26 protein-coding genes are annotated in these 20,008 nt (G+C 61.1%); 11 read left to right on the forward strand and 15 right to left on the reverse strand.

Going from position 1 to position 20,008, the window contains the following annotated elements; genetic code table 11:
* Positions 1 to 96 precede the first annotated feature (96 nt).
* Positions 97 to 1,173 (forward strand): photosystem II q(b) protein, encoded by a 1,077-nt coding sequence (psbA, locus tag SynPROS71_RS04335; protein ID WP_186596919.1) that lies wholly within the window; start codon positions 97 to 99, stop codon positions 1,171 to 1,173.
* Between the two features lie 78 nt (positions 1,174 to 1,251).
* Here the strand turns inward: psbA (SynPROS71_RS04335) and gap are convergent, their stop codons facing one another.
* The gene (gap, locus tag SynPROS71_RS04340; protein ID WP_186596921.1) at positions 1,252 to 2,256 is read right to left on the reverse strand and encodes a type I glyceraldehyde-3-phosphate dehydrogenase; all 1,005 of its coding nucleotides are present in this window, start codon (positions 2,254 to 2,256) and stop codon (positions 1,252 to 1,254) included.
* A 267-nt stretch (positions 2,257 to 2,523) separates the two neighbouring features.
* Here gap and psbA (SynPROS71_RS04345) point away from each other — a divergent pair, with 267 nt between their 5' ends.
* Both psbA (SynPROS71_RS04345) and SynPROS71_RS04350 read left to right on the forward strand, forming a co-directional pair.
* On the forward strand, positions 2,524 to 3,603 hold the full coding sequence (psbA, locus tag SynPROS71_RS04345; protein ID WP_006040880.1) for a photosystem II q(b) protein: 1,080 nt from the start codon (positions 2,524 to 2,526) through the stop codon (positions 3,601 to 3,603).
* A 189-nt stretch (positions 3,604 to 3,792) separates the two neighbouring features.
* Entirely contained in the window at positions 3,793 to 4,209 is a 417-nt protein-coding gene (locus tag SynPROS71_RS04350) for an HIT family protein (protein WP_370586855.1), read from the forward strand.
* 16 nt (positions 4,210 to 4,225) lie between these two features.
* On the opposite strand, the gene katG is transcribed toward SynPROS71_RS04350, so the two are convergent.
* From katG to nth, 7 genes are all read right to left on the reverse strand, one after another.
* Positions 4,226 to 6,421 carry a catalase/peroxidase HPI gene (katG, locus tag SynPROS71_RS04355; protein WP_186596925.1) on the reverse strand — a complete coding sequence of 732 codons (2,196 nt, stop codon included), beginning with the start codon at positions 6,419 to 6,421 and terminating at the stop codon, positions 4,226 to 4,228.
* A gap of 107 nt (positions 6,422 to 6,528) precedes the next feature.
* Entirely contained in the window at positions 6,529 to 7,059 is a 531-nt protein-coding gene (locus SynPROS71_RS04360) for a DUF1993 family protein (RefSeq protein ID WP_186596927.1), read from the reverse strand.
* Positions 7,060 to 7,084: 25 nt separating this feature from the next.
* Entirely contained in the window at positions 7,085 to 7,918 is an 834-nt protein-coding gene (locus SynPROS71_RS04365; protein ID WP_186596929.1) for a PfkB family carbohydrate kinase, read from the reverse strand.
* 4 nt (positions 7,919 to 7,922) lie between these two features.
* Positions 7,923 to 8,489, reverse strand: a complete 567-nt coding sequence (locus SynPROS71_RS04370) for a hypothetical protein (RefSeq protein WP_186596931.1) — start codon at positions 8,487 to 8,489, stop codon at positions 7,923 to 7,925.
* Between the two features lie 79 nt (positions 8,490 to 8,568).
* Positions 8,569 to 8,838, reverse strand: coding sequence for a hypothetical protein (locus tag SynPROS71_RS04375; RefSeq protein WP_186596933.1), 270 nt, complete (start codon positions 8,836 to 8,838; stop codon positions 8,569 to 8,571).
* A gap of 54 nt (positions 8,839 to 8,892) precedes the next feature.
* Complete coding sequence (locus SynPROS71_RS04380; protein ID WP_186596935.1) at positions 8,893 to 9,129, reverse strand: high light inducible protein; 237 nt, start codon at positions 9,127 to 9,129, stop codon at positions 8,893 to 8,895.
* A gap of 57 nt (positions 9,130 to 9,186) precedes the next feature.
* On the reverse strand, positions 9,187 to 9,840 hold the full coding sequence (gene nth / locus SynPROS71_RS04385) for an endonuclease III (RefSeq protein WP_186596937.1): 654 nt from the start codon (positions 9,838 to 9,840) through the stop codon (positions 9,187 to 9,189).
* A gap of 77 nt (positions 9,841 to 9,917) precedes the next feature.
* Between nth and SynPROS71_RS04390 the strand changes: the two genes are divergently transcribed.
* Positions 9,918 to 10,091, forward strand: a complete 174-nt coding sequence (locus SynPROS71_RS04390; RefSeq protein ID WP_186596939.1) for a hypothetical protein — start codon at positions 9,918 to 9,920, stop codon at positions 10,089 to 10,091.
* A 7-nt stretch (positions 10,092 to 10,098) separates the two neighbouring features.
* Here SynPROS71_RS04390 and SynPROS71_RS04395 read toward each other — a convergent pair whose 3' ends face one another.
* Positions 10,099 to 10,341 (reverse strand): hypothetical protein, encoded by a 243-nt coding sequence (locus SynPROS71_RS04395; protein WP_255442368.1) that lies wholly within the window; start codon positions 10,339 to 10,341, stop codon positions 10,099 to 10,101.
* A 65-nt stretch (positions 10,342 to 10,406) separates the two neighbouring features.
* Here SynPROS71_RS04395 and SynPROS71_RS04400 point away from each other — a divergent pair, with 65 nt between their 5' ends.
* On the forward strand, positions 10,407 to 10,634 hold the full coding sequence (locus tag SynPROS71_RS04400; RefSeq protein WP_186596941.1) for a hypothetical protein: 228 nt from the start codon (positions 10,407 to 10,409) through the stop codon (positions 10,632 to 10,634).
* Here SynPROS71_RS04400 and SynPROS71_RS04405 read toward each other — a convergent pair.
* Together SynPROS71_RS04405 and SynPROS71_RS04410 are read right to left on the reverse strand one after the other, a co-directional pair.
* Positions 10,613 to 11,152, reverse strand: coding sequence for a rhomboid family intramembrane serine protease (locus SynPROS71_RS04405; protein ID WP_186596943.1), 540 nt, complete (start codon positions 11,150 to 11,152; stop codon positions 10,613 to 10,615). The two genes, SynPROS71_RS04400 and SynPROS71_RS04405, sit on opposite strands and share 22 nt — an antisense overlap.
* On the reverse strand, positions 11,149 to 11,877 hold the full coding sequence (locus tag SynPROS71_RS04410) for an SIMPL domain-containing protein (RefSeq protein ID WP_186597864.1): 729 nt from the start codon (positions 11,875 to 11,877) through the stop codon (positions 11,149 to 11,151). Before SynPROS71_RS04410 ends, SynPROS71_RS04405 begins: the two co-directional genes overlap by 4 nt.
* Before the next feature lie 164 nt (positions 11,878 to 12,041).
* Between SynPROS71_RS04410 and SynPROS71_RS04415 the strand changes: the two genes are divergently transcribed.
* The gene (locus SynPROS71_RS04415; RefSeq protein WP_186597863.1) at positions 12,042 to 13,577 is read left to right on the forward strand and encodes an NAD(P)/FAD-dependent oxidoreductase; all 1,536 of its coding nucleotides are present in this window, start codon (positions 12,042 to 12,044) and stop codon (positions 13,575 to 13,577) included.
* 15 nt (positions 13,578 to 13,592) lie between these two features.
* Here SynPROS71_RS04415 and SynPROS71_RS04420 read toward each other — a convergent pair whose 3' ends face one another.
* A complete protein-coding gene (locus SynPROS71_RS04420; protein WP_186596944.1) occupies positions 13,593 to 13,892 on the reverse strand; it encodes a hypothetical protein in 300 nt (99 codons plus the stop codon).
* A 91-nt stretch (positions 13,893 to 13,983) separates the two neighbouring features.
* On the opposite strand from SynPROS71_RS04420, the gene SynPROS71_RS04425 reads away from it, so the two are divergent.
* Entirely contained in the window at positions 13,984 to 14,670 is a 687-nt protein-coding gene (locus SynPROS71_RS04425) for a class I SAM-dependent methyltransferase (RefSeq protein ID WP_255442370.1), read from the forward strand.
* Here SynPROS71_RS04425 and SynPROS71_RS04430 read toward each other — a convergent pair.
* Positions 14,653 to 14,883, reverse strand: a complete 231-nt coding sequence (locus SynPROS71_RS04430; protein WP_186596946.1) for a TIGR02450 family Trp-rich protein — start codon at positions 14,881 to 14,883, stop codon at positions 14,653 to 14,655. The genes SynPROS71_RS04425 and SynPROS71_RS04430 overlap by 18 nt on opposite strands.
* A gap of 110 nt (positions 14,884 to 14,993) precedes the next feature.
* On the opposite strand from SynPROS71_RS04430, the gene SynPROS71_RS04435 reads away from it, so the two are divergent.
* From SynPROS71_RS04435 to SynPROS71_RS13830, 3 genes are all read left to right on the forward strand, one after another.
* Positions 14,994 to 15,698 (forward strand): SDR family oxidoreductase, encoded by a 705-nt coding sequence (locus SynPROS71_RS04435; protein ID WP_186596948.1) that lies wholly within the window; start codon positions 14,994 to 14,996, stop codon positions 15,696 to 15,698.
* 106 nt (positions 15,699 to 15,804) lie between these two features.
* Positions 15,805 to 16,935, forward strand: coding sequence for an NAD(P)-binding protein (locus SynPROS71_RS04440; RefSeq protein ID WP_186596950.1), 1,131 nt, complete (start codon positions 15,805 to 15,807; stop codon positions 16,933 to 16,935).
* A gap of 184 nt (positions 16,936 to 17,119) precedes the next feature.
* Complete coding sequence (locus SynPROS71_RS13830; protein WP_255442373.1) at positions 17,120 to 17,242, forward strand: hypothetical protein; 123 nt, start codon at positions 17,120 to 17,122, stop codon at positions 17,240 to 17,242.
* Here the strand turns inward: SynPROS71_RS13830 and SynPROS71_RS04445 are convergent.
* Positions 17,229 to 17,648 (reverse strand): DUF1499 domain-containing protein, encoded by a 420-nt coding sequence (locus SynPROS71_RS04445; protein WP_186596951.1) that lies wholly within the window; start codon positions 17,646 to 17,648, stop codon positions 17,229 to 17,231. The genes SynPROS71_RS13830 and SynPROS71_RS04445 overlap by 14 nt on opposite strands.
* A 26-nt stretch (positions 17,649 to 17,674) precedes the next feature.
* Complete coding sequence (locus SynPROS71_RS04450; RefSeq protein WP_186596953.1) at positions 17,675 to 18,607, reverse strand: bestrophin family ion channel; 933 nt, start codon at positions 18,605 to 18,607, stop codon at positions 17,675 to 17,677.
* A 62-nt stretch (positions 18,608 to 18,669) separates the two neighbouring features.
* Between SynPROS71_RS04450 and SynPROS71_RS04455 the strand changes: the two genes are divergently transcribed.
* Entirely contained in the window at positions 18,670 to 19,992 is a 1,323-nt protein-coding gene (locus SynPROS71_RS04455) for a Rieske 2Fe-2S domain-containing protein (protein ID WP_186597866.1), read from the forward strand.
* The last annotated feature ends 16 nt before the right edge of the window (positions 19,993 to 20,008 follow it).

Raw genomic sequence — 20,008 nt, forward strand, 5'->3', positions numbered from 1 at the left:
GTGAAGTCGTGATTCTTGATCGACAACTCCATAGCCTTAATTTCGAATCCAGGCTCTCTTTGAGCGTCCAGATTCGCACCCGTACTCATTTGTTCTATGGCTACCGCAATTCGCAGCGGTCGCACCGGCAGCTGGGAAAGCTTCTGTCAGTGGGTCACCGACACCAATAACCGCATTTATGTGGGTTGGTTCGGTGTGCTGATGATTCCCTGTCTGCTGGCTGCTACCACCTGCTTCATCGTTGCTTTCATCGCAGCGCCCGCCGTCGACATCGACGGCATCCGTGAGCCCGTCGCCGGCTCCCTGATCTACGGAAACAACATCATTTCTGGTGCTGTTGTTCCTTCCTCGAACGCCATCGGCCTTCACTTCTATCCCATCTGGGAAGCTGCCTCCCTCGACGAGTGGCTGTACAACGGCGGTCCTTACCAGCTGGTTGTCTTCCACTTCCTGATCGGCATCTCCGCCTACATGGGGCGCCAGTGGGAGCTCTCCTACCGCCTGGGCATGCGTCCCTGGATCTGCGTTGCTTACAGCGCTCCCCTGTCGGCTGCCTTCGCTGTGTTCCTGGTGTATCCCTTCGGTCAGGGTTCCTTCTCTGACGGCATGCCCCTGGGCATCTCCGGCACCTTCAACTTCATGCTGGTGTTCCAGGCAGAGCACAACATCCTGATGCACCCCTTCCACATGATGGGCGTCGCAGGTGTGTTCGGTGGCTCCCTGTTCTCCGCCATGCACGGCTCCCTGGTGACCTCCTCACTGGTGCGTGAAACCACCGAGAGCGAGTCCCAGAACTACGGCTACAAGTTCGGCCAAGAGGAAGAGACCTACAACATCGTGGCTGCCCACGGTTACTTCGGTCGCCTGATCTTCCAATACGCCTCCTTCAATAACAGCCGCAGCCTTCACTTCTTCCTGGCTGCCTGGCCTGTGGTCGGCATCTGGTTCACCTCCATGGGCATCAGCACCATGGCGTTCAACCTGAACGGCTTCAATTTCAACCAGTCGGTTCTGGATGCTCAGGGCCGTGTCCTGAACACCTGGGCTGATGTGCTGAACCGCGCCAACCTCGGCATGGAAGTGATGCACGAGCGCAACGCTCACAACTTCCCCCTCGACCTGGCTGCGACCGAGTCCACTCCTGTGGCTCTGCAAGCACCCACCATCGGCTGAGGCTGAAGTCTCCAAAAGATTCAGCGTCAGTTGAATCGGAAAGCCCCCTCTCACGAGGGGGCTTTTTGTTGTGCTGGTTCAGGACTGATCTGCAGCCATATGCCTGATGAGATCGATGCACTTGCAGCTGTAGGCCCATTCGTTGTCGTACCAGGCCACCAATTTCATGAAGTGGTCATTGAGAGCCATACCCGCTCCCGCATCAAACACCGAAGTGCAGCTTTCCCCCAGCAGATCGTTGGAAACAATCGGATCTTCCGTGTAACCGAGGATGCCGGAAAGACCGTTCTCTGAGGCCTGTTTAATGGTCTGCTTGAGGTTTTCATAGCTTGTTGGCCGGCCCAGATTCACTGTGAGATCCACGACAGATACGTCTGGTGTGGGCACCCGAAAGGCCATCCCCGTGAGCTTGCCGTTCAGTTCAGGAATGACCCGACCAACGGCTTTTGCTGCTCCGGTGGAGCTGGGGATGATGCTTTGGCCTGCACCGCGCCCGCCGCGCCAATCCTTGAGCGAGGGACTGTCTACAGGTTTCTGTGTTGCTGTGGTGGCATGCACCGTGGTCATCAGACCGCTGACGATTTCGAAGTTGTCGTGCACCACCTTGGCCAGAGGGGCCAGACAGTTGGTTGTGCAGCTGGCGTTGGAGACAATCGCCTGCCCGGCGTAGCTGGTGTGGTTCACCCCCATCACGAACATCGGCGTGTCGTCCTTGGACGGAGCACTCATCACCACACGACGGGCGCCGGCGTCCAGGTGAGCCTGCGCCAGGGGAGCGGTGAGAAAGAAGCCCGTGCTCTCGAGCACGTAATCCGCGCCGATCTCATTCCAGCGAAGCTGGCTGGGATCTCTTTCAGCGGTGATCCGAATCCGTTGGCCATTCACAACCAGCGCTCCGTTCTCCACGCGGATGTCGCCTTGAAACTGGCGATGGGTGGAGTCGTAGCGCAGCAGGTAGGCCAGGTAGTCGACCTCGATCAGATCGTTGATTCCCACAACTTCCACATCCGGGCAGGTCATGGCCTGACGAAAGGCAAGCCGGCCAATGCGGCCGAAACCATTGATGCCGATGCGGATGGCCATGGAGGGATGGAAAGCAGATCCTTCCCGGCTTATAGAAAGCTCTTGTGCTCTTGAACGCTCCCCTTGCGCGGATCCGCACAGGTCGCCTCAGGGTGAGTGACCTGAATCATTCATCAGCCGGCCTTATCAGGCCCATCACCAATCCTCGTGGTGTATGGGCCCCGCACTTGGTTGTGGATGCGCAAAGTTCCTTTACATTGCGATGGTCGGTAATCCGACTTTCTTTACCGCTGAAGGGTTTTCCCTGAGGCTTTCTCCCCCGTACTCATGACCACCACCATTCAGCAGCGCTCCGGCGCCAATGGCTGGCAGTCCTTCTGCGAGTGGGTCACCTCCACCAACAACCGCCTGTATGTGGGCTGGTTCGGTGTGCTGATGATCCCCACCCTGCTGGCTGCCACCACCTGCTTCATCGTTGCTTTCATCGCAGCGCCCCCCGTCGACATCGACGGCATCCGTGAGCCCGTCGCCGGCTCCCTGATCTACGGAAACAACATCATCTCTGGTGCTGTTGTTCCTTCCTCGAACGCCATCGGCCTTCACTTCTATCCCATCTGGGAAGCTGCCTCTCTCGACGAGTGGCTGTACAACGGCGGTCCTTACCAGCTGGTTGTCTTCCACTTCCTGATCGGCATCTTCTGCTACATGGGCCGCGAGTGGGAACTCTCCTACCGCCTCGGCATGCGCCCCTGGATCTGCGTTGCTTACAGCGCACCTGTGGCTGCTGCCTCCGCCGTGTTCCTGGTGTACCCCTTCGGTCAGGGTTCCTTCTCTGACGGCATGCCCCTGGGCATCTCCGGCACCTTCAACTTCATGCTGGTGTTCCAGGCAGAGCACAACATCCTGATGCACCCCTTCCACATGATGGGCGTCGCAGGTGTGTTCGGTGGCTCCCTGTTCTCCGCCATGCACGGCTCCCTGGTGACCTCCTCACTGGTGCGTGAAACCACCGAGAGCGAGTCCCAGAACTACGGCTACAAGTTCGGCCAAGAGGAAGAGACCTACAACATCGTGGCTGCCCACGGTTACTTCGGTCGCCTGATCTTCCAATACGCCTCCTTCAACAACAGCCGCAGCCTTCACTTCTTCCTGGCTGCCTGGCCTGTGGTCGGCATCTGGTTCACTGCCCTGGGCGTCAGCACCATGGCTTTCAACCTGAACGGTTTCAACTTCAACCAGTCCATCCTTGATGGTCAGGGCCGCGTCCTGAACACCTGGGCTGATGTGCTGAACCGCGCCAACCTCGGCATGGAAGTGATGCACGAGCGCAACGCTCACAACTTCCCCCTCGACCTGGCAGCTGCTGAGTCCACTCCTGTGGCTCTGCAAGCACCCGCCATCGGCTGAGGCTGAAGTCTCTACCAAAAGATTCAGCGTCAGTTGAATCGGAAAGCCCCCTCTCACGAGGGGGCTTTTTGTTGTGCTGGTTCAGGCTGAATGCTCTCGTGATTGCTGGTGATGAGACCTGCTGCTCCTCTCGTTGAACCGATGTGCGGGATTTGTGCGCTGCATCAGAACTCACCTCAGCTCGAACCCATGGAGATCTGGAGAAGTGAGCATTGGTTGCTGCGTCACCATCCCCATCCCAGTCCCCTCGCAGGTTGGTGTTTGCTGGATGTCCGGCGCCATTGCGGAGGACCCGTTGATTTCTCTGTTGCAGAAGCAGCGGACTGGGGCTTGATCGTGCAGCGCGCCTCGCGCCTGGTGAAGCACGTCAGCGGTTGTGATCGTGTGTACGCCATTGCCTTCGGGGAGGGAGCACGCCATCTGCATCTGCACCTCATCCCTCGTTGCAATGGGATCCCCGAGACGGAGGCCTGGGCCGTTGCAGACCTCTACCGGGATGTGCAGCACAACTGCCGAGCAGCGGCAGCTGAAATCGAGGTTGAGGCCTGGATTCAAACGGCACGACAAAGGGCCCCTCGCCTGATGGACGAGGGGCCCGAGGGGTAAGGGCCTGACGACTGCTTCAGCTGCGCAGATCGAAGCGGTCGAGCTCCATCACCTTCACCCAGGCTTTGACGAAGTCGGCCACAAAGCGGCTGCCGCCATCGTTCTGGGCGTACACCTCAACAATGGCGCGAAGCTGGCTGTTGGATCCAAACACCAGGTCGGCGCGGCTCGCGCTCCAGCGTTCGGCACCGGTTGCGCTGTCGCGACCGATGTAGGCATCCTGTGTCTCGCTGGTTGGCGTCCAGCGGGTTGTCATGTCCAGCAGGTTCACACAGAAATCGTTGCTAAGTACGCCAACGTTCTGGGTGAACACGCCTTGACGGTTGCCGGCGGTGTTCGCTCCCAACACGCGCAGACCCGCCAGCAGCACGGTCATTTCAGGGGCGCTGAGCGTGAGCAGCTGGGCTTTGTCGATGAGCAACTCCTCGGCCCGCAGGGGAAGGCCGCTGCGCCGCCAGTTGCGGAATCCGTCGGCCAAGGGCTTGAGCACATTGAACGACGCGGTATCGGTTTGCTCCGGGCCCGCATCGCTGCGCCCAGGACGGAAGGGCACCACCACGGTGTGTCCGCCATCAGCGGCAGCCTTCTCCACGGCTGCACACCCTCCCAGCACGATCAAATCAGCGATCGAGACCGACTTGCCATCGTTGGAGCTGCTGTTGAACTGAGACTGAATCGTCTCCAGCGCCGTGAGCACACCATTGAGTTGCTCGGGGTCGTTCACCTCCCAGGTGCGTTGGGGCAGCAGCCGGATGCGTCCGCCATTGGCGCCCCCTCGGCGATCGGATCCGCGGAACGTGGATGCTGAGCCCCAGGCTGTTGCCACGAGGGCAGAAATGCTTTGGCCACTGGCCAGGATCTGCTGCTTGAGGTTGCTGATTTCAGCCTCATCAATCAAGGGGTGGGTGACGGGCGGAACGGGGTCCTGCCAGATCTGCACCTCCTCGGGAACATCCGGTCCGAGGTAAAGGGCGCGGGGGCCGAGATCGCGATGGGTGAGTTTGAACCAGGCCCGGGCAAACGCATCGGCGAACGCCTCCTGGTCGAGATGGAAGCGCCGGGCCACCGGCTCCATGATCGCGTCGTGCCTGAGGGACAGATCAGCGGTGGTCATGATCGGAGCGGATGACTTTCCGGCCACATGGGCATCGGGAATCATGTGCTCGGGCTTCACATCCTTGGCCGTCCACTGCCAAGCGCCTGCTGGGCTCTTGGTGAGCTCCCACTCGTAGGTGAACATCATCTGGAAATAGCCCTGATCCCATCGGGTGGGGTTCGGTTTCCAGGCGCCTTCGATGCCACTGGTGATGGTGTGCTCGCCTTTGCCCGATTCGTAGGTATTGCGCCATCCAAGGCCCTGCTCATGCAGAGCAGCACCTTCCGGTTCGGCCTCAAGGTTGCTGTCTGGGGCGGCTCCATGGCACTTGCCGAAGGTGTGTCCCCCGGCCACAAGAGCCACGGTTTCCTCCACGGTCATGCCCATGCGCGCAAAGGTCTCACGCACGTCGCGTCCAGAGGCCACGGGATCCGGTTCACCGTGGGGACCTTCGGGATTCACGTAGATGAGCCCCATCTCCACAGCGGCCAGAGGCTGGTCAAGCTCTCCTTTGTCGTTGCGGCGCTCATCCTTGAGCCAGCCGGTTTCCTTTCCCCAGAACACATCCTCTTCCGGTTGCCAGATGTCCTCTCGGCCGCCGGCGAAGCCGAAGGTGCGGAAGCCCATGGATTCCAGGGCCACATTGCCCGAAAGGATGATCAGATCAGCCCAGGAGATGGCATTGCCGTACTTGCGCTTGATCGGCCACAGCAGGCGCCTGGCCTTGTCGAGGTTGGTGTTGTCAGGCCAGCTGTTGAGGGGGGCAAAGCGTTGATTGCCGTGGCCGGCACCGCCACGTCCATCCCCCGTGCGATAGGTGCCGGCGCTGTGCCAGGCCAGACGGATGAACAGTGCTCCGTAATGGCCCCAGTCGGCGGGCCACCAGTCTTGAGAGTCGGTCATCAGCGCCTGAAGGTCTGCCTTCAGGGCGCTGTAATCCAGTGCGGCGAAAGCCGACGGGTAATCGAATGCGTCACCGAGGGGATTGGAGGCCGGGTGATGCTGGTGCAGGATCCCGAGGTTGATCTGATTGGGCCACCAATCGCCGTTGCCTGTATTGCCTGCGGGTGTGACCGCACCGGTGTGGCCACTGAAGGGGCATTTCAGATCAGACATTCGAGGCGAACAACAGGCTCTTTTGAGACCTTATTCATCGATTCTGTTCTGTGCCAATGATCCACAGCACATGGGAAGGGGCTAAAGCACCTGCAGGGCTGCTGAGCTCAGGAGCTGCTTAATTCCATCCCCAGAAAATCACGCTTGCCGATGTTGACGCCGTTGTGGCGAAGAATGGCGTAGGCCGTCGTGGTGTGGAAATACACGTTGGGCAGAAGGAAGTCGGTGAGGAACTCGAGGGCGTTGAAGGTGAGTTGGCCGCCACCGAAACTCTTGGGGATCGGCATGGTCACGGTGGTTTGTTCTTTGCCGATGAACGCTTCTGCAGGGAATTCCCCCAGTTGGGACAGGGTGGTGTCGATGCGGGCGATCAGTCCCTCAAAAGTGGGCGCATTGTCGGGAAGGGATGACGGCTCTTCGCCAATGAGCCGTGCCGCTCCTCGTCGGGCGATGTCGGTGGCAGCTTGCACCTGTTGCTGAAGGTCGAACATGTCGGGGTACAGCCGGCTTGCGAGCAGCACGGATTCATCGATTCCCCTTGCTTCAAGATCCGCGGCCGCCAGGCGCAGAATGAGCTGAAGATTGGTGAGGATCCGTCTGAGCTGCCGGATGGCCAGGGTGTGCAGATCGGTGCTCATGCACGGTGCTGAGGGAATCCCACTCCTAGCCATAGGGACCGAAACGGGTGGCGCAGGCAGCACCACAGCGCGCACCGAGCTGGACTGCATCAGCAACCTCCCATCCCGCGGCCAGGCCAGCAGTGACTCCTGCAGCAAAACTGTCGCCGCAGCCATAGGACTCGACCATCGGCCCAGGAAGAGGCTCTGGTGCGAAGCGACCTCCAGGAATGAGGAGGCCACCCTCGGCACCTTCCGTGGCGATGCGCAACATGGGGGCAGGATCAGGGCTCCCCTCGGGCAGCTGTTCGCTGGGATCGAGGCCACTGCCGATCAAGGCATCCAGTGGAACCGATGCCTCCTGAAGCACCGGCAGACGGAGCCTTGGCGTGGCTGTCAGCACCCTGGCTTGTCGGGCAAGGCGCAGGCCAGCGGCATCGGTCGCTGACACAAACACGCCATCGCACTGCGCCAAGCGTTCCCAGCCGAGGGCGTCCTCTGCGCAGGGGGTGAGGCGTTCCCCGATCACGGTGATTGCCCGGTCGCCGCCAGGATCCATCAGGCTGATGCCACGCCGGCTCGGGGTGTCGCGCCAGGCGATCACAGGTTCTACCCCCAGTTCCCGTAGGCGTTGTTCACTGCGTTGTCCGATGGCGTCAGAGCCGAGAGCGGTAAAAAACAGCACCCTGCGCCCAGTGAGACGCGCCAGTTGAACAGCGACAACGGCTCCCGCACCGGCCGGTTCCTCGAGGGATCGGCAGGCACGGCTGATGCGGCCTGGCTGGGGCAGGCCATCCACTTCCAGAAAGGTGACCCATTCCTGATGACCGATCACAGCCAGGTTCAATGCAGACAGGTCTGGCAGGTCGCTCAAAGACACAGGATTAAGGGGTGGGCAGAAGGGATTGGGCCGCATCACGCAAGCGCACATTGATCTTGCCGCCCACGGAGTTCACTTTGACTCCGCCGATGATGTTGAGCGTCTCCCCGTCGGGGGTGCTCACCTGCAGTGTTTCGCCATCCACCGCGCGAATCGAGACGGGATTCGAGACCTCTGAGACGACAATGGGGGTGTCCACATTCACATCACTGTTCACTTCCAGCGGCGTGCTGGTGTCCACCTGAATCGGCCGGCTTAAGGACACTCCCTCCGGGACTTTGACGCTGCCGCTGACTGGAAGCGCCTTGATGGCCTCGACGGACAGCGCACCCTCACTTTTGACGCGCACTGGAACCTTGAACTGCTCCACGCTCACGCCGCCGACGAGCTTCACCGGCAGGGGCTGGCTGAGAGGCAGACCGATGGGGATTGGCTTTCTCAGAATCTGGACGGCAGCGATGGCAACGGCCCAGGCCGCCAGGACGACGGCCAGGGGCCAGCGACTGGCCATGAGCAAGTCGAACCAGCGGGGATCGTTCGCTTGCGTTCGCGTGTCGCCGCGGTCGGTCATGGCTGCCATTTAACGAAATCAACCCGGTTGTACCGGGTTCTGGGAGCGGCAGCATGACTTTGAACGCCTGTTCAGGCAATCAGAGTTCGTATTCTTCCTCGAATTGGCTCAGCAACCCCTTGTAGAGGGCAAGGGTTCCTTCACTTTCTTCGGTCACTCCCTCGGTTTCGTAGAGCTGGGCCAGATGGGCGCTGGCCACGTGCACGCGGGAAAACGCTTCCGCGTACTCGTTCTGGATGTCTTCTTCCCGGATATCCCGAATCATCGCGGAGATGAACTCCACCTTTTTCTGGGCGGCTTTGATGTCAGCCTCCATCTCCTTGCTGAGCTTGCGGCGCTTGCGAGGCATGCCTCTGATCTGACAGCCCTCAACCCTAGAGCTCAAGGTGGAAGGTGGTGTGTATCAGAAGCAGAAGGGCAAGTATTGGGCGCTGCAAGCGGCGTAGCCATCAACCAGGGGCCCCAGGCCGATCTGATGCAGGATCCCTTGTCCGGTCAACCCTTCGGTGATCACGCCAATCACAAAGCCGAGCATGGCGGCGCGACCGTTGAAGCGCTCGACGCGTGCCAGCTGCTCTTCATGGATGGCTCTGGCTGCAGAACCTTGGAACCAGCTGTCTTGTGCGGAATTACGTGCCATGACCTGCTCTCGCTGTAATACAACAAATAGTAACAGTGGTTTGACGATTGCCTTCAGTTAAGGTTTCTTCCACTCCACTGGCTTTTTGCGTTGGGGGTAAAGCTCACGGCAGAGCGGACACACCGTGCCGTCGCAGCCTCGAGCGGTGCAATGGTCCCGCCCGTAAAAAATGATCTGCAGATGCAGTTTGTTCCAGGAGTCTCTGGGAAACAGACTCTTGAGATCCTTTTCGGTTGTCGCGACCGACTCTCCGCTGCTGAGCCCCCAGCGCTGGGCCAGGCGATGGATGTGGGTGTCGACCGGGAATGCCGGAACACCGAATGCCTGAGCCATCACCACACTGGCGGTTTTGTGACCCACGCCCGGCAGCGCTTCAAGCTCCTCGAAGCTGGCCGGAACCTGGCCTGCATGCACATTCACAAGGATGTGGGCCAGTTTGTGCACATTCCTGGACTTGGTTTTGGCCAGGCCAAGCTGGCGGATATGGGAAAGGATCTCTTTTTCATCGAGGGCTGCCATCGCCTCTGGGGTGGGGCCTGCGGCAAACAGTGCGGGTGTGACCTCGTTGACCTTTTTATCGGTGCACTGGGCGCTGAGCAGAACCGCGATCAGCAGGGTGAAGGGATCGCTGTGATCGAGGGGGATCGGAGGTTCGGGATAGCGCGCGTTCAATCGCTCCAGAACCACGGCCGCCCGCTCGCGCTTCTTCATGACGCTGCAACGAAAGCGTCATCGTTGCAGCGCTTTCTTCCGGATGCGAGCATCAACGACTGCTGACGGCACAGTTGATGAGCTCCCAGGAGTCCAGACCCGAATCCGACACGCTGAACGCCTACGAACGGGTGGTGCAGAAAGAAGAGGAAGCGGCGGCGAAGCGGGCGAAGGCTGCAGATGCAAAAGAGGATGATCCCAGCGATCTCTACCGACAGCACAGCCATCAGCAGTCGATGGAGGGGGGTTGAGGCTGAATCAGGACCCCGGTTGAATTGCTTTCTTCACAGACTCAACACCCTTTTGGATTGCTTCGGCGGGAGCCTTGATCATCTGCTGTTTGGTGTTTGACCAGATGTTGATGGCGTACACGATGGATCCGCCGATGATCAGCGCGGCCACCACCAAGCCGATGCCGTTGCCTCCCTGCTTGATCACCACGGGTTGTTGCTGATCCTGTTCGTTCATGGCCGAGGACATTCCTTGAGTGGTTGTAGCCATCGGATCGTTTTCTGGCTGCTGAGTGGATTTGATCTACGGTCAAATCTGATGTCGCCTTCCCCTCCTTGAACAGCACAACCCGGGGAGTGATCTATGTGTCGGTGTGGGTGGTGATCTGGGGCACCGCTTCGTCGCTTGTTGACTGGCTTCTGTTGAATGCCGATCTTTATGAGACCGGCAGTTTTGGTCAGGTGGCCACCTTCGTTGGCTACGGAGCGGCCGCTGCTGTTCTGGCCGTTAAGACGTCAGGACGTTTCCTCATCAGTGGTCGTCAGGATGACCCTGAAGCCTGAGGCTCTTTTTGAACGACTTTCGCTGCGATCAGTCCGGCGATGAATCCTGTGGCATGGCCGATCCAGCTCACACCAGCCGGTGACGCCCAGGGCAGAAGTCCTGGCAAGGCACTGCCGAACAGCAAGAGCGTGATCAGGCTTAAGAGGATGGCCAGAGGCCGCCGTTCGAGAAAGCCGATCAACAGCAGGTAGCCGAGGAGTCCGTACACCACGCCCGAGAGGCCATGGGCTCCGACGGGCCAGAAGAGCCACACCGGGATCTCCATCAAGATGACCGCGATCCAAACGGCGAGATAAGCCCTGGCGCTGCGTGCGAGCACCAGGTAGCTGAGGGGAAGAAACACGAGGGTGTTGGCGAGCAGATGCCCGAAGCCCCCATGGCTGAAGGGGGCTGTGACCAGTGACCACCAGGGTGTCCCCGGGCCCATGGCCAGATTCCAGCCACCAGCGAAAACCAGTTGATCGATCAGCTCCTGGAGCCAGGCGATGCCGAGGAGGATCAGCGGTAACGCGGTCACTGAACGCGGAACGTCACACCCATCACGGCAGTGATGTCTTTCTCGATTGTGCGGGTGTCGTACGAGCCATAGCGGCCCATGTCCGTTGAATTCGGGACTGTGATCTGAAATGTGCCCGTATCGGCTTTGGTGATGGCCCCAATTCCGGATCCTGCCTGCCCTGCAATGGCCACGGCGCGTTTGCGCGCGTCGGCCGTGGCTTTGGCGAGCATGTCGACGCGTTTGTCGGCGAGTTTCGTGTAAGTGTAAGAAGGCGGCTGAATCGTGAGCGAGACGCCATCACCGACCAGTGAACCGATGGATCGGGACACCTTGCTGATCAGATTCACATCGGGGGTGCTGATGCGGATCGGCTGCCGGGCCGACCACTCGGTTTTGATCAAGGCCCCGTTCACGCGGTTGCGGATGTCGTTGCTCGACGACTCGAGAACCGCGAGCTGAACCGAGCCATCGGGAACGCCCTGCGTCCGCAGAAACGCCAGTGTTTGCTGAAGATCAGGCTGCACGGCCTGATACGCGGCTTGCTGGCTTGCCCCGCTGCCTTGAACCACCACGGTCCAGTCGGCGTAGTCACTGCGGATTCGTTCTGTGCTGGCTCCCGTCACGGTGATGGTGTCCGCGGCTGTGCGGATCCCTTTCACGGCCACAGCACCGGCCACCACCAGTCCTGCGCTGAGCACGACCATGGGCAGCACCAGCGGAGGCGTCCGGCGGATCCATCCCATGAAGCCGCTCGCCGGCACGTGTTGGGATTGGGTTTCGATTCCGTCCACTGGATAACGTTTGTTCGTATCAAAACCCTAGGGACTGCGTTGTCGCTCGGCATGGCCGCAACGGAGCGGAGCTGTGACCGGCTATGAATCGTTCACTGCCCCCTGTGCACCTCTCCATGACCACCAAAACCGAGGTGATCGTGATTGGCAGCGGTATCGGTGGTTTGTGTTGTGCAGCCCTCTGTGCCCGTGCTGGCCATGAGGTGCTCGTGCTCGAGGCCCATGGGGCACCCGGTGGTGCTGCCCACGGCTTTCAGCGCCAGGGCTATCACTTCGAATCCGGTCCATCGCTGTGGAGTGGACTGGGCCGGTGGCCCAGCAACAATCCTCTCGCTCAGATTCTTCGGGCTCTCGATGAACCAATCGAGGTGATGTCCTACCGGGACTGGGACGTTCTCTTCCCGGAAGGCCATCTCCGGATCGGCGTCGGCGCCGACGGCTTTGAGCAGGTGGTGCAACAACTTCGCGGTGATGCGGCCTTGGAGGAATGGCGGCGTTTCGCCAGAACGCTGCAGCCAATCGCAGCAGCGGCTGATGCCCTTCCCCTTCTGGCGCTTCCAGCGGGAGGGATCGATGGACTCGGGCCCCTTTTCAGACGCAGTGGCCGTTTGTTGCCGCACCTTCCGGCTCTTCGGCATCTCAGCGGTGCCTTTGGACCGCTTGTGGACCGTCATCTGACGGACCCCTTCTTGCGGCATTGGGTTGATCTTCTCTGCTTTCTGATCAGCGGGATGCCGATGGCGGACACCAACGCTGCGGCCATGGCCACCCTGTTCGGGGAGTGGTTTGATCCCGAGGCCTGTCTTGACTTTCCCAAGGGTGGAAGTGCCGGTGTTGTGAACGCTCTTGTGCGGGGCCTGCAAAAGCATGGGGGGACGTTGCGACTGGGTGCCCGGGTGAAGCAGATCAGGCTTGATGGCGATCGGGTGATCGGCGTGGAGCTCACCAACGGCGAGCAACTGGATGCGGATCACGTGGTGAGCAATGCCGACGCCTGGAGCACGGCGGCGTTGCTGCCTGAAAATGGGGCGTTGCGATGGCGGCAGGATCGTTTGAGCACGCCCGCTTGCGGTTCATTCCTGCATCTTCATCTCGGGTTTGATGCTGCCGGGTTGGACGATCTGCCGATCCACACCGTCTGGGTCGGGGACTGGGAGCGTGGCATCACCGCGGAGCGCAACGCGGTGGTGGTGTCAGTTCCGTCGGTGCTGGATCCCGGCATGGCCCCTGCCGGTCAGCACGTGTTGCATGCCTACACACCAGCGAATGAACCCTGGGAGCACTGGAGCGGGTTGAATCGATCCACGCCTGACTACGACCGCCAGCGTACTGATCGCTGTGGGGTGTTCTGGCATGTGCTGGAGCAGCGCATTCCGGATCTCCGCAGCCGGTGCCAGGTGGTGATGGAGGGTACGCCGCTGACGCACCGCCATTATCTGTCGGTGCACAACGGCAGCTACGGCCCGGCCCTTTCCGCTGCTCAGGGCCTATTCCCTGGAGTGCAGACCCCGGTGAAGGGGCTTCTGCAGTGCGGTGCCAGCACCTTTCCTGGTATTGGCATTCCTCCGGTGGCCGCCAGCGGTGCGATGGCGGCCCATGCCATTACCGGAAAGAAGGCCCAGTCCGAGCTGCTCGAGAGCCTGGCTCTTTGACGCTCTAGGTCGATCTCAGTGGGAGCGACGGCCTCCAGCCAGCACCGCCAGCACGGTCAGGCCTCCCAGAAGAACCCCTCCGGCCGCTGCAATCGCGACGGCGATCAGGGGCTTCTCCTTGACGGGTTGCTCGAGACGGGGGCGCAGGGCCTCATCAAGCTGGTGCAGCTTGGCATCGAGCTGCTTCTGGAGTGGATCAATCGCCTGCACGACCTGCTCGCGCACGGTGCGCAGCCCCGTGCCTTGATCCGTTTGCGGCTCGGCCACGGCGGACTGGCCGTTGCTGGAGACCTCATGCTCAAAAGGAGGAACCATGGAGAAATGCTGCAAGGGTTCTCCCGTGCACTAGCGCCGGATTGCCCTGGTGTGACGCACTTTCCCGTTTCTTTCTTTAGGTTCCGCCCCGATGACAACGGGCAGTTCAGTGGTCGTTCAGGTTCTCAGTGCCAACGAGCGCTACAAGCTGGATGGCAGCGATGATGCTCTCTTCTACAGCGAACCTCGGTTCGTTCAGCATCTTGATGGCGGTTTCAGAGGGCGACTGACCCAGCTCTATCGCGAACGCATCCCCACCTGTGCCGTGGTGCTGGATCTAATGAGCAGCTGGGTGAGCCATCTCCCCGAGGATCAGCATTACGAGCAGGTGATCGGCCATGGCCTCAACCCCCAGGAGTTGCAGGCCAATCCCCGTCTCGATCGTCATTGGGTTCAGAACCTCAACCAGTCGCAGGAGTTGCCCCTCGACGACAGCAGCGTGGATTGCACCTTGATCGTGGCGGGATGGCAATACCTGCAGCAGCCGGAAGCCATTGCCGAGGAGCTTCTGCGGATCACCCGCCCCAACGGCCAGGTGATTGTTGCGTTCAGCAATCGCATGTTCTTTACCAAAGCTCCCCAGATCTGGACCGATGGTGCCGATGGCGATCACCTTCGCTACGTCGCTGAGGTGCTGATGGCTCAGGGCTGGCCGAAGCCGGAACTGATTGCGGAGGAAACTTCCAAGCCTGGTCCCATGGGATGGGTTGGCGGCAAGGGCGACCCCTTCTTTGCGGTGATTGCCACCAAACCCGTTCCGTCAGCTGTCTCCTTCTGAGGCGTCAGGGGGAATCGGTTGCCAGCCACTGTCCCAGCGCGATCGGTCGCGGAGCTCGCTCCAGCTGAGGCGAAGCCGAACCTCAGGGTTGAGAACGGAGCACAGTTCCACCCAGCGCTCGGCTCCCCGCCCTCCCTGGAGCACCAAGCGGAAGTGGCGGCGACCCTCCCGGGGGGTGCGGCTTGTCCAGGCCTGGGCTGCTTTCCAACTCACCTAGCGTTCGTTGATTGCTGGAACGTCATGATGCCGCTGCTTCGGGGGCGCCTGTTGCCCGTGGTTAGCAGCCCGGCGTTCCCAACCGTTTTGATCAAGGAGACCCTGCCATGAGCCAGCGCACGATCGCCATCAGTGGAGCGTCTGGCAAGACGGGGTTCCGAATCGCCGAAGAGGCGCTGGCTGCCGGAGATCAACCGCGGCTGCTGTTGCGCTCCGATTCGCAGATCCCAAAGTCTCTCGAGGGTTGTGAGCAGCACCGTTTGAGCTTGCAGGACTCTCCCGCCCTGGATCAGGCGCTCCGTGGCGCCGATGCGCTGGTGATCGCCACCGGAGCGCGGCCGTCTGTGGATCTCACCGGTCCGATGCGCGTGGATGCCTGGGGTGTGCAGCGGCAGCTGGAGAGTTGCCAACGGGTGGGGCTGCGCCGTGTGGTGCTCGTGAGCTCCCTCTGCAGCGGACGCTGGCGGCATCCACTCAACTTGTTTGGGCTGATTCTGGTGTGGAAGCGCGTGGGGGAACGCAGTCTTGAACGCAGCGGCTTGGACTGGACCGTGATCCGCCCCGGTGGTCTGTCGGAACGGGAGGAGGCGCTCGAGACTGAGGGCGTTTTTTGGACAGGGCCGGATCAACAGGAGAGTCAATCCATCCCCCGGCGCCTGGTGGCGCGTTGCTGCCTTGAGGCCTTGGATACGCCGGGATCGATCGGCCGGATCCTCGAGGTCACCAGCAACGCCGAGCAACCTGCGCAACCGTTGTCGGAAGCGCTGTTGAGTATCGATGCCTACGGCGCTGCGGCGTCGACCGCGCGATAAAGGGCGCGTCAGAGGGCATTGCTCTGGGACGCCAATCGGGAGATCCAAGACGGGCCGCCACCCGTCTTTTTTTGTGTTCAGACTCTCGGCAGAGAGCGATGTGCTCATGGCTGATGTGGATCTGGCGGTGATCGGTGCGGGGCTTTCGGCCTGTGCTCTGGCATCGGCTCTACGCCGCAAGCAAACAGTCAATTCCCTGGTGATCCTCGAGGCCGGACGCGGGCCGGGAGGTCGTTGTGCGACGCGGCGCCGGCGGGATGATGCTCTCTGGCGGCTGGACCATGGCGCACCGACCCTCAGCTTCAGTGACCCACCGCAGGGACGCTTGGGCGCGCTTGTTGGCGATCTCTGTGATCGCGGGGTGTTGGCACCGGATGTGGCTCCTGTGGTCGGTCTCGATGGCGATGGCGCGCTGTGTGAGCCTCCCGCTCATCCGTTGCTTTGCGGCCCACGCTGGCGCGGGCAGCCCACCATGGCTGCCGTGGCCGAAACACTGTTGGCAGATGGCGGAGGCGCCGTTTTCACTGGCTTCGGGGAGCGAATCAGCAAGCTCAGCTGGGAGGACGGACGCTGGTTGCTGCCTGGTGGTTGGCGAGCTCACACGCTGGTGCTGAGTGGAACATTGCTAGCCCATCCGCGCTCGCTGGCGATGCTGGGCTGGCCCGATGTGCCCTTGCGCAGCGCTGTGGCTGTGGGGGTTGACCCCAGTCTTGATGCAGCCCTGGCCTCGATTGCCGTGATGACGGCCAGCGTGCGCTGGAACCTGATGCTGGAGTTGCCTCCAGTGAGCGCTGACCTAGGCACTGGAGATCCGCTCCCTCGACAGATTTGGCTGACGCCGGAGGCCCGGGATCACTGCGGTGTGGAACGGCTGGTCTTACATCTACAGAGCGATGGTCGCCTCGGCTTGGTGGTGCATGGCCTCGATGATGGTGCTGCGATCAGGCCAGACACCCAGCCAGATCTGCTCGTGCATCACGAGAAGCGGTTGCTGGCGGTCTTGCCTCCGCTGCTTGGGCCCTGGCCTGCCCTGCAGGCGGCTCTCCCTGAGGCGCGAAGCCTCGGGGTGATGCGCTGGGGTGCGGCGCAACCCCTGGATCATGCGTTGCCCCGGCATCTGCAGTGGTGTCCGCAGGCACGGGTGGGATTCTGTGGTGACTGGATCGACGGTCCAGGTTTCGGGATGGCGGAAGGTGCTTTGCAGAGTGCGTTGGATTTGGCAGACATGCTGCAGTGATGTGTTCGCTTGACGAAGCAACTCTCTGATTTGTTTCATCAGCTAAAAAAAATCCCGAGATTGCTCACTGAAGCTGGCTGTGTTGTGGATTGCGCGTCAGAACTGAAGAAAGGCTTCTTTCGATGCGATCACACTTTCAGCCGGTTCGGCTCCATTCCAGCGTCCACGACGACGACCCCTGCCAGTGCGCTGCCTGCGTGGCTTTGCGAGGACGCCTGCAGGCCATGGTTGTGTCGGCACCGGGGAGATCGACATCGAGGCGTCCCAGCGCGGAACAACGCTGAGCGTTGGCCTCAAGGTTGGTTGAAGCCTTGATTCTCCAACGCCTGGGCCAGGGTCTGCAGCCGCTGACCATTCACTCCAAGGTCGGAGTCACCCAAGCGTGAAACAGATCGGGCTTCGAGCAGTTCGGGGGCGGCTGCATTGAGCTCTAGATCATCGACAAAGCCGAAGATGCGGCTGCTGAAGGTGGCATGGAGGTAGCCATCTTTCTGATCGATCACTTCCGCCTGCGGTGTTGATTCGATCAGTGTGGTGAGGCTGTCCAATGCTGCGCCGGAATCCGAAACAGCCCAGTCAACCCGTGCGCAGTGAGCGGGCCCGGGGCAGGGGCTGAGGTGACCGCCATGCACTCCCAGATCCTCGGGGACAGGGCCAACGAGATGAAACAGGGCGAGAACCAGGGGGAGGGCGAAGAGAGCGAACGAGGGCATGACGTCAGGGGGAGCGAGTGGGTGGCTCAGGTCCAGCGCACTGGATCCTTGGAGTTCAGATGCTGCACATGGTCAGTGTCACCATCGAGAAGATCGCGGCTGATCGTGAGGCAGATGCTGTCGAGCGGGAGAGAGAAGCTGCTGCCGTCAGCGTCGAAGGGACCCTCGACGTAGGCGCCGATGCGTTCCGCCATCAGAAACAGCAGCACGATCAACACTCCACTGATCGGGATTCGCGACTCGGGCCCGAGGTCGTGAAAGTACAGGAGCAGAAGCAGTCCGAACAGCCAGGTGAGCAAGCGCACGAAGACGTCGTAAGACGCGGGCAGCGGCGTGTTGCGGATCCGTTCCAATCCGCCGATGGCATCGGTGCAGGCATTGGCCACTTGCATCAGCTGCAAGCGTCCGAAACTGTCGATCTGCCCCTGGCGATGCAGGTCGCGGATCCACTCGGCCCGCTGCAGACCGAGCTGGCGCAGGCTGCTGCTGCGGGGCAGCTTGAGGCCGTCGAGAAGTTGCCCTTGCAGCTCCCTGAGCTCCCGGTGCCAGAAGTTACGCAGCTGGAAATTCAGCTGCCATACCAGAGCCACCTGCAACTGCAGAAGCTGACGCTCCTGTTTGCGGTTGATGCGTTCGCTGCTCAGGTGTGCACGGAGGGTGTCGGCCCAGCTCCGGCTCACATTCACGATTGATCCCCACAGTTTCCTCGCCTCCCACCAGCGCCCGATGGCCTGGGTGTTGCGAAAGCCAATGAAGATCGAGGCTGCGATTCCGAGAATTCTCACGACATCGCCATCGGCTGTCCAGCCTCCGGGAATCACGTTGCTTTCGATCAGCACCGAAATTGTGAGCAGCAGCAGCAACTCCAGCCGCATGCGTTTCATCAGCTGCAGCAGCACCAGGGAATAGTCCCGACGCCGCGTGCTGGGCGGATGGCCGTAGTCCCCGAGATCAATCATTGCTTTGAAGTCACAGACGCTGCTACGAGACAGCGATCATGGCGGCACTCGTGCACGGACCCATGCATGCCAGCTGGACGGAGCAGTGGTGGCCGGTTGCCTATCTGCGCGATCTCGATTCTGGACGACCGCAGCGTTTCACGCTCCTCGAGCGGGATCTCGTTCTGTGGTGGGATGCCGCGTCCAGCGACTGGTGTGCCTTTGATGACGTCTGTCCCCATCGGTTGGTGCCTCTAAGTGAGGGGCGCATCAATGCGTCCGGGGAGCTGGAGTGTCCTTATCACGGCTGGAGTTTCAATGGAGAAGGCCGTTGCACGCGCATCCCTCAGATGGGCGAGGGTGGAAGCCCATCGGGGCGTCGGTCCAGCTGCACCAGCCTCCCCACATGTTCAGCACAGGGACTGCTGTTCGTGTGGACTGGCGATCCGGCGACTGCTGGGGCCAACGATCCGCCGCTTGTCCCTTTGCTCCAGGAAGAGGGAGATGGATGGGCTGACGGGTGGATCGTGCAGGACACGTTCCGAGACCTGCCCATGGATGCGCTCACCCTGCTCGAGAATGTGCTGGATGTGAGTCATGTGCCGTTCACACATCACAAAACTGTCGGCAACCGTGAGAACGCTGCACCTGTGTTGGCGGTGATTCAGTCGGAGGGCGATTCGGGATTTGAAGCTCTGTGGGAAGAGGGTCCCCGCAGGGGGCGGCTGGGCTCCCAGTTCACCCATTTCCGCGCTCCTCAGTTGATGTGGCATGACCTGGATGCCAAGGGGTTCGCGCGGATTCTCACCGTGGTCTATGCCGTGCCGATTCGCCGCGGTGAGTGTCGACTTTTCGCCCGGTTCCCATTTCAGTTCAAGTCCGCGTTGCCCAGGGTGTTTGTGGGTCTGCGACCCCGATGGCTGCAACACATCGGCAACCACAAAGTTCTGGAAGACGACCAGGTGTTTCTGCATTGGCAGGAGCGGGTGCTGGAGGCTGCCGGTGGTAGCGCTGCCGCCGAGAGTGCTTTTTTCCTGCCAACGGAGGCGGATGTGTACGTGGCTGCGTTGCATCGCTGGATCAACAGCCACGGCGGAGAGCCCTTCGCAGGCCAGTCGCTACCGCCAAGACAGGGGATGGCCTCGCTCATGGACCGCTACAACAGCCATACGGTGCATTGCCGCAGTTGTTCGACCGCTCTGCGCTGGATTCGTCGGGGGCAGCCCTGGTGTTGGGTTGTCCTTTGGACTGCGGCGGTGTTGATCGGTGTTGGCCAGTTGGGCTGGTTGAGCGCTTGTGGAGCGCTGCTGGCCGTTCTCGCTGTTGTTCTGCTTCAGCGTCTGCGGCGTTGGGAACGGGGGTTGACGGTCGGCGACGGACTGGCGCCGCGTAATTATGGGAATTGATTGATGGCATCATCTG

It is taken from the genome of Synechococcus sp. PROS-7-1 (genome assembly GCF_014279795.1).
Classification (GTDB): domain Bacteria; phylum Cyanobacteriota; class Cyanobacteriia; order PCC-6307; family Cyanobiaceae; genus Synechococcus_C.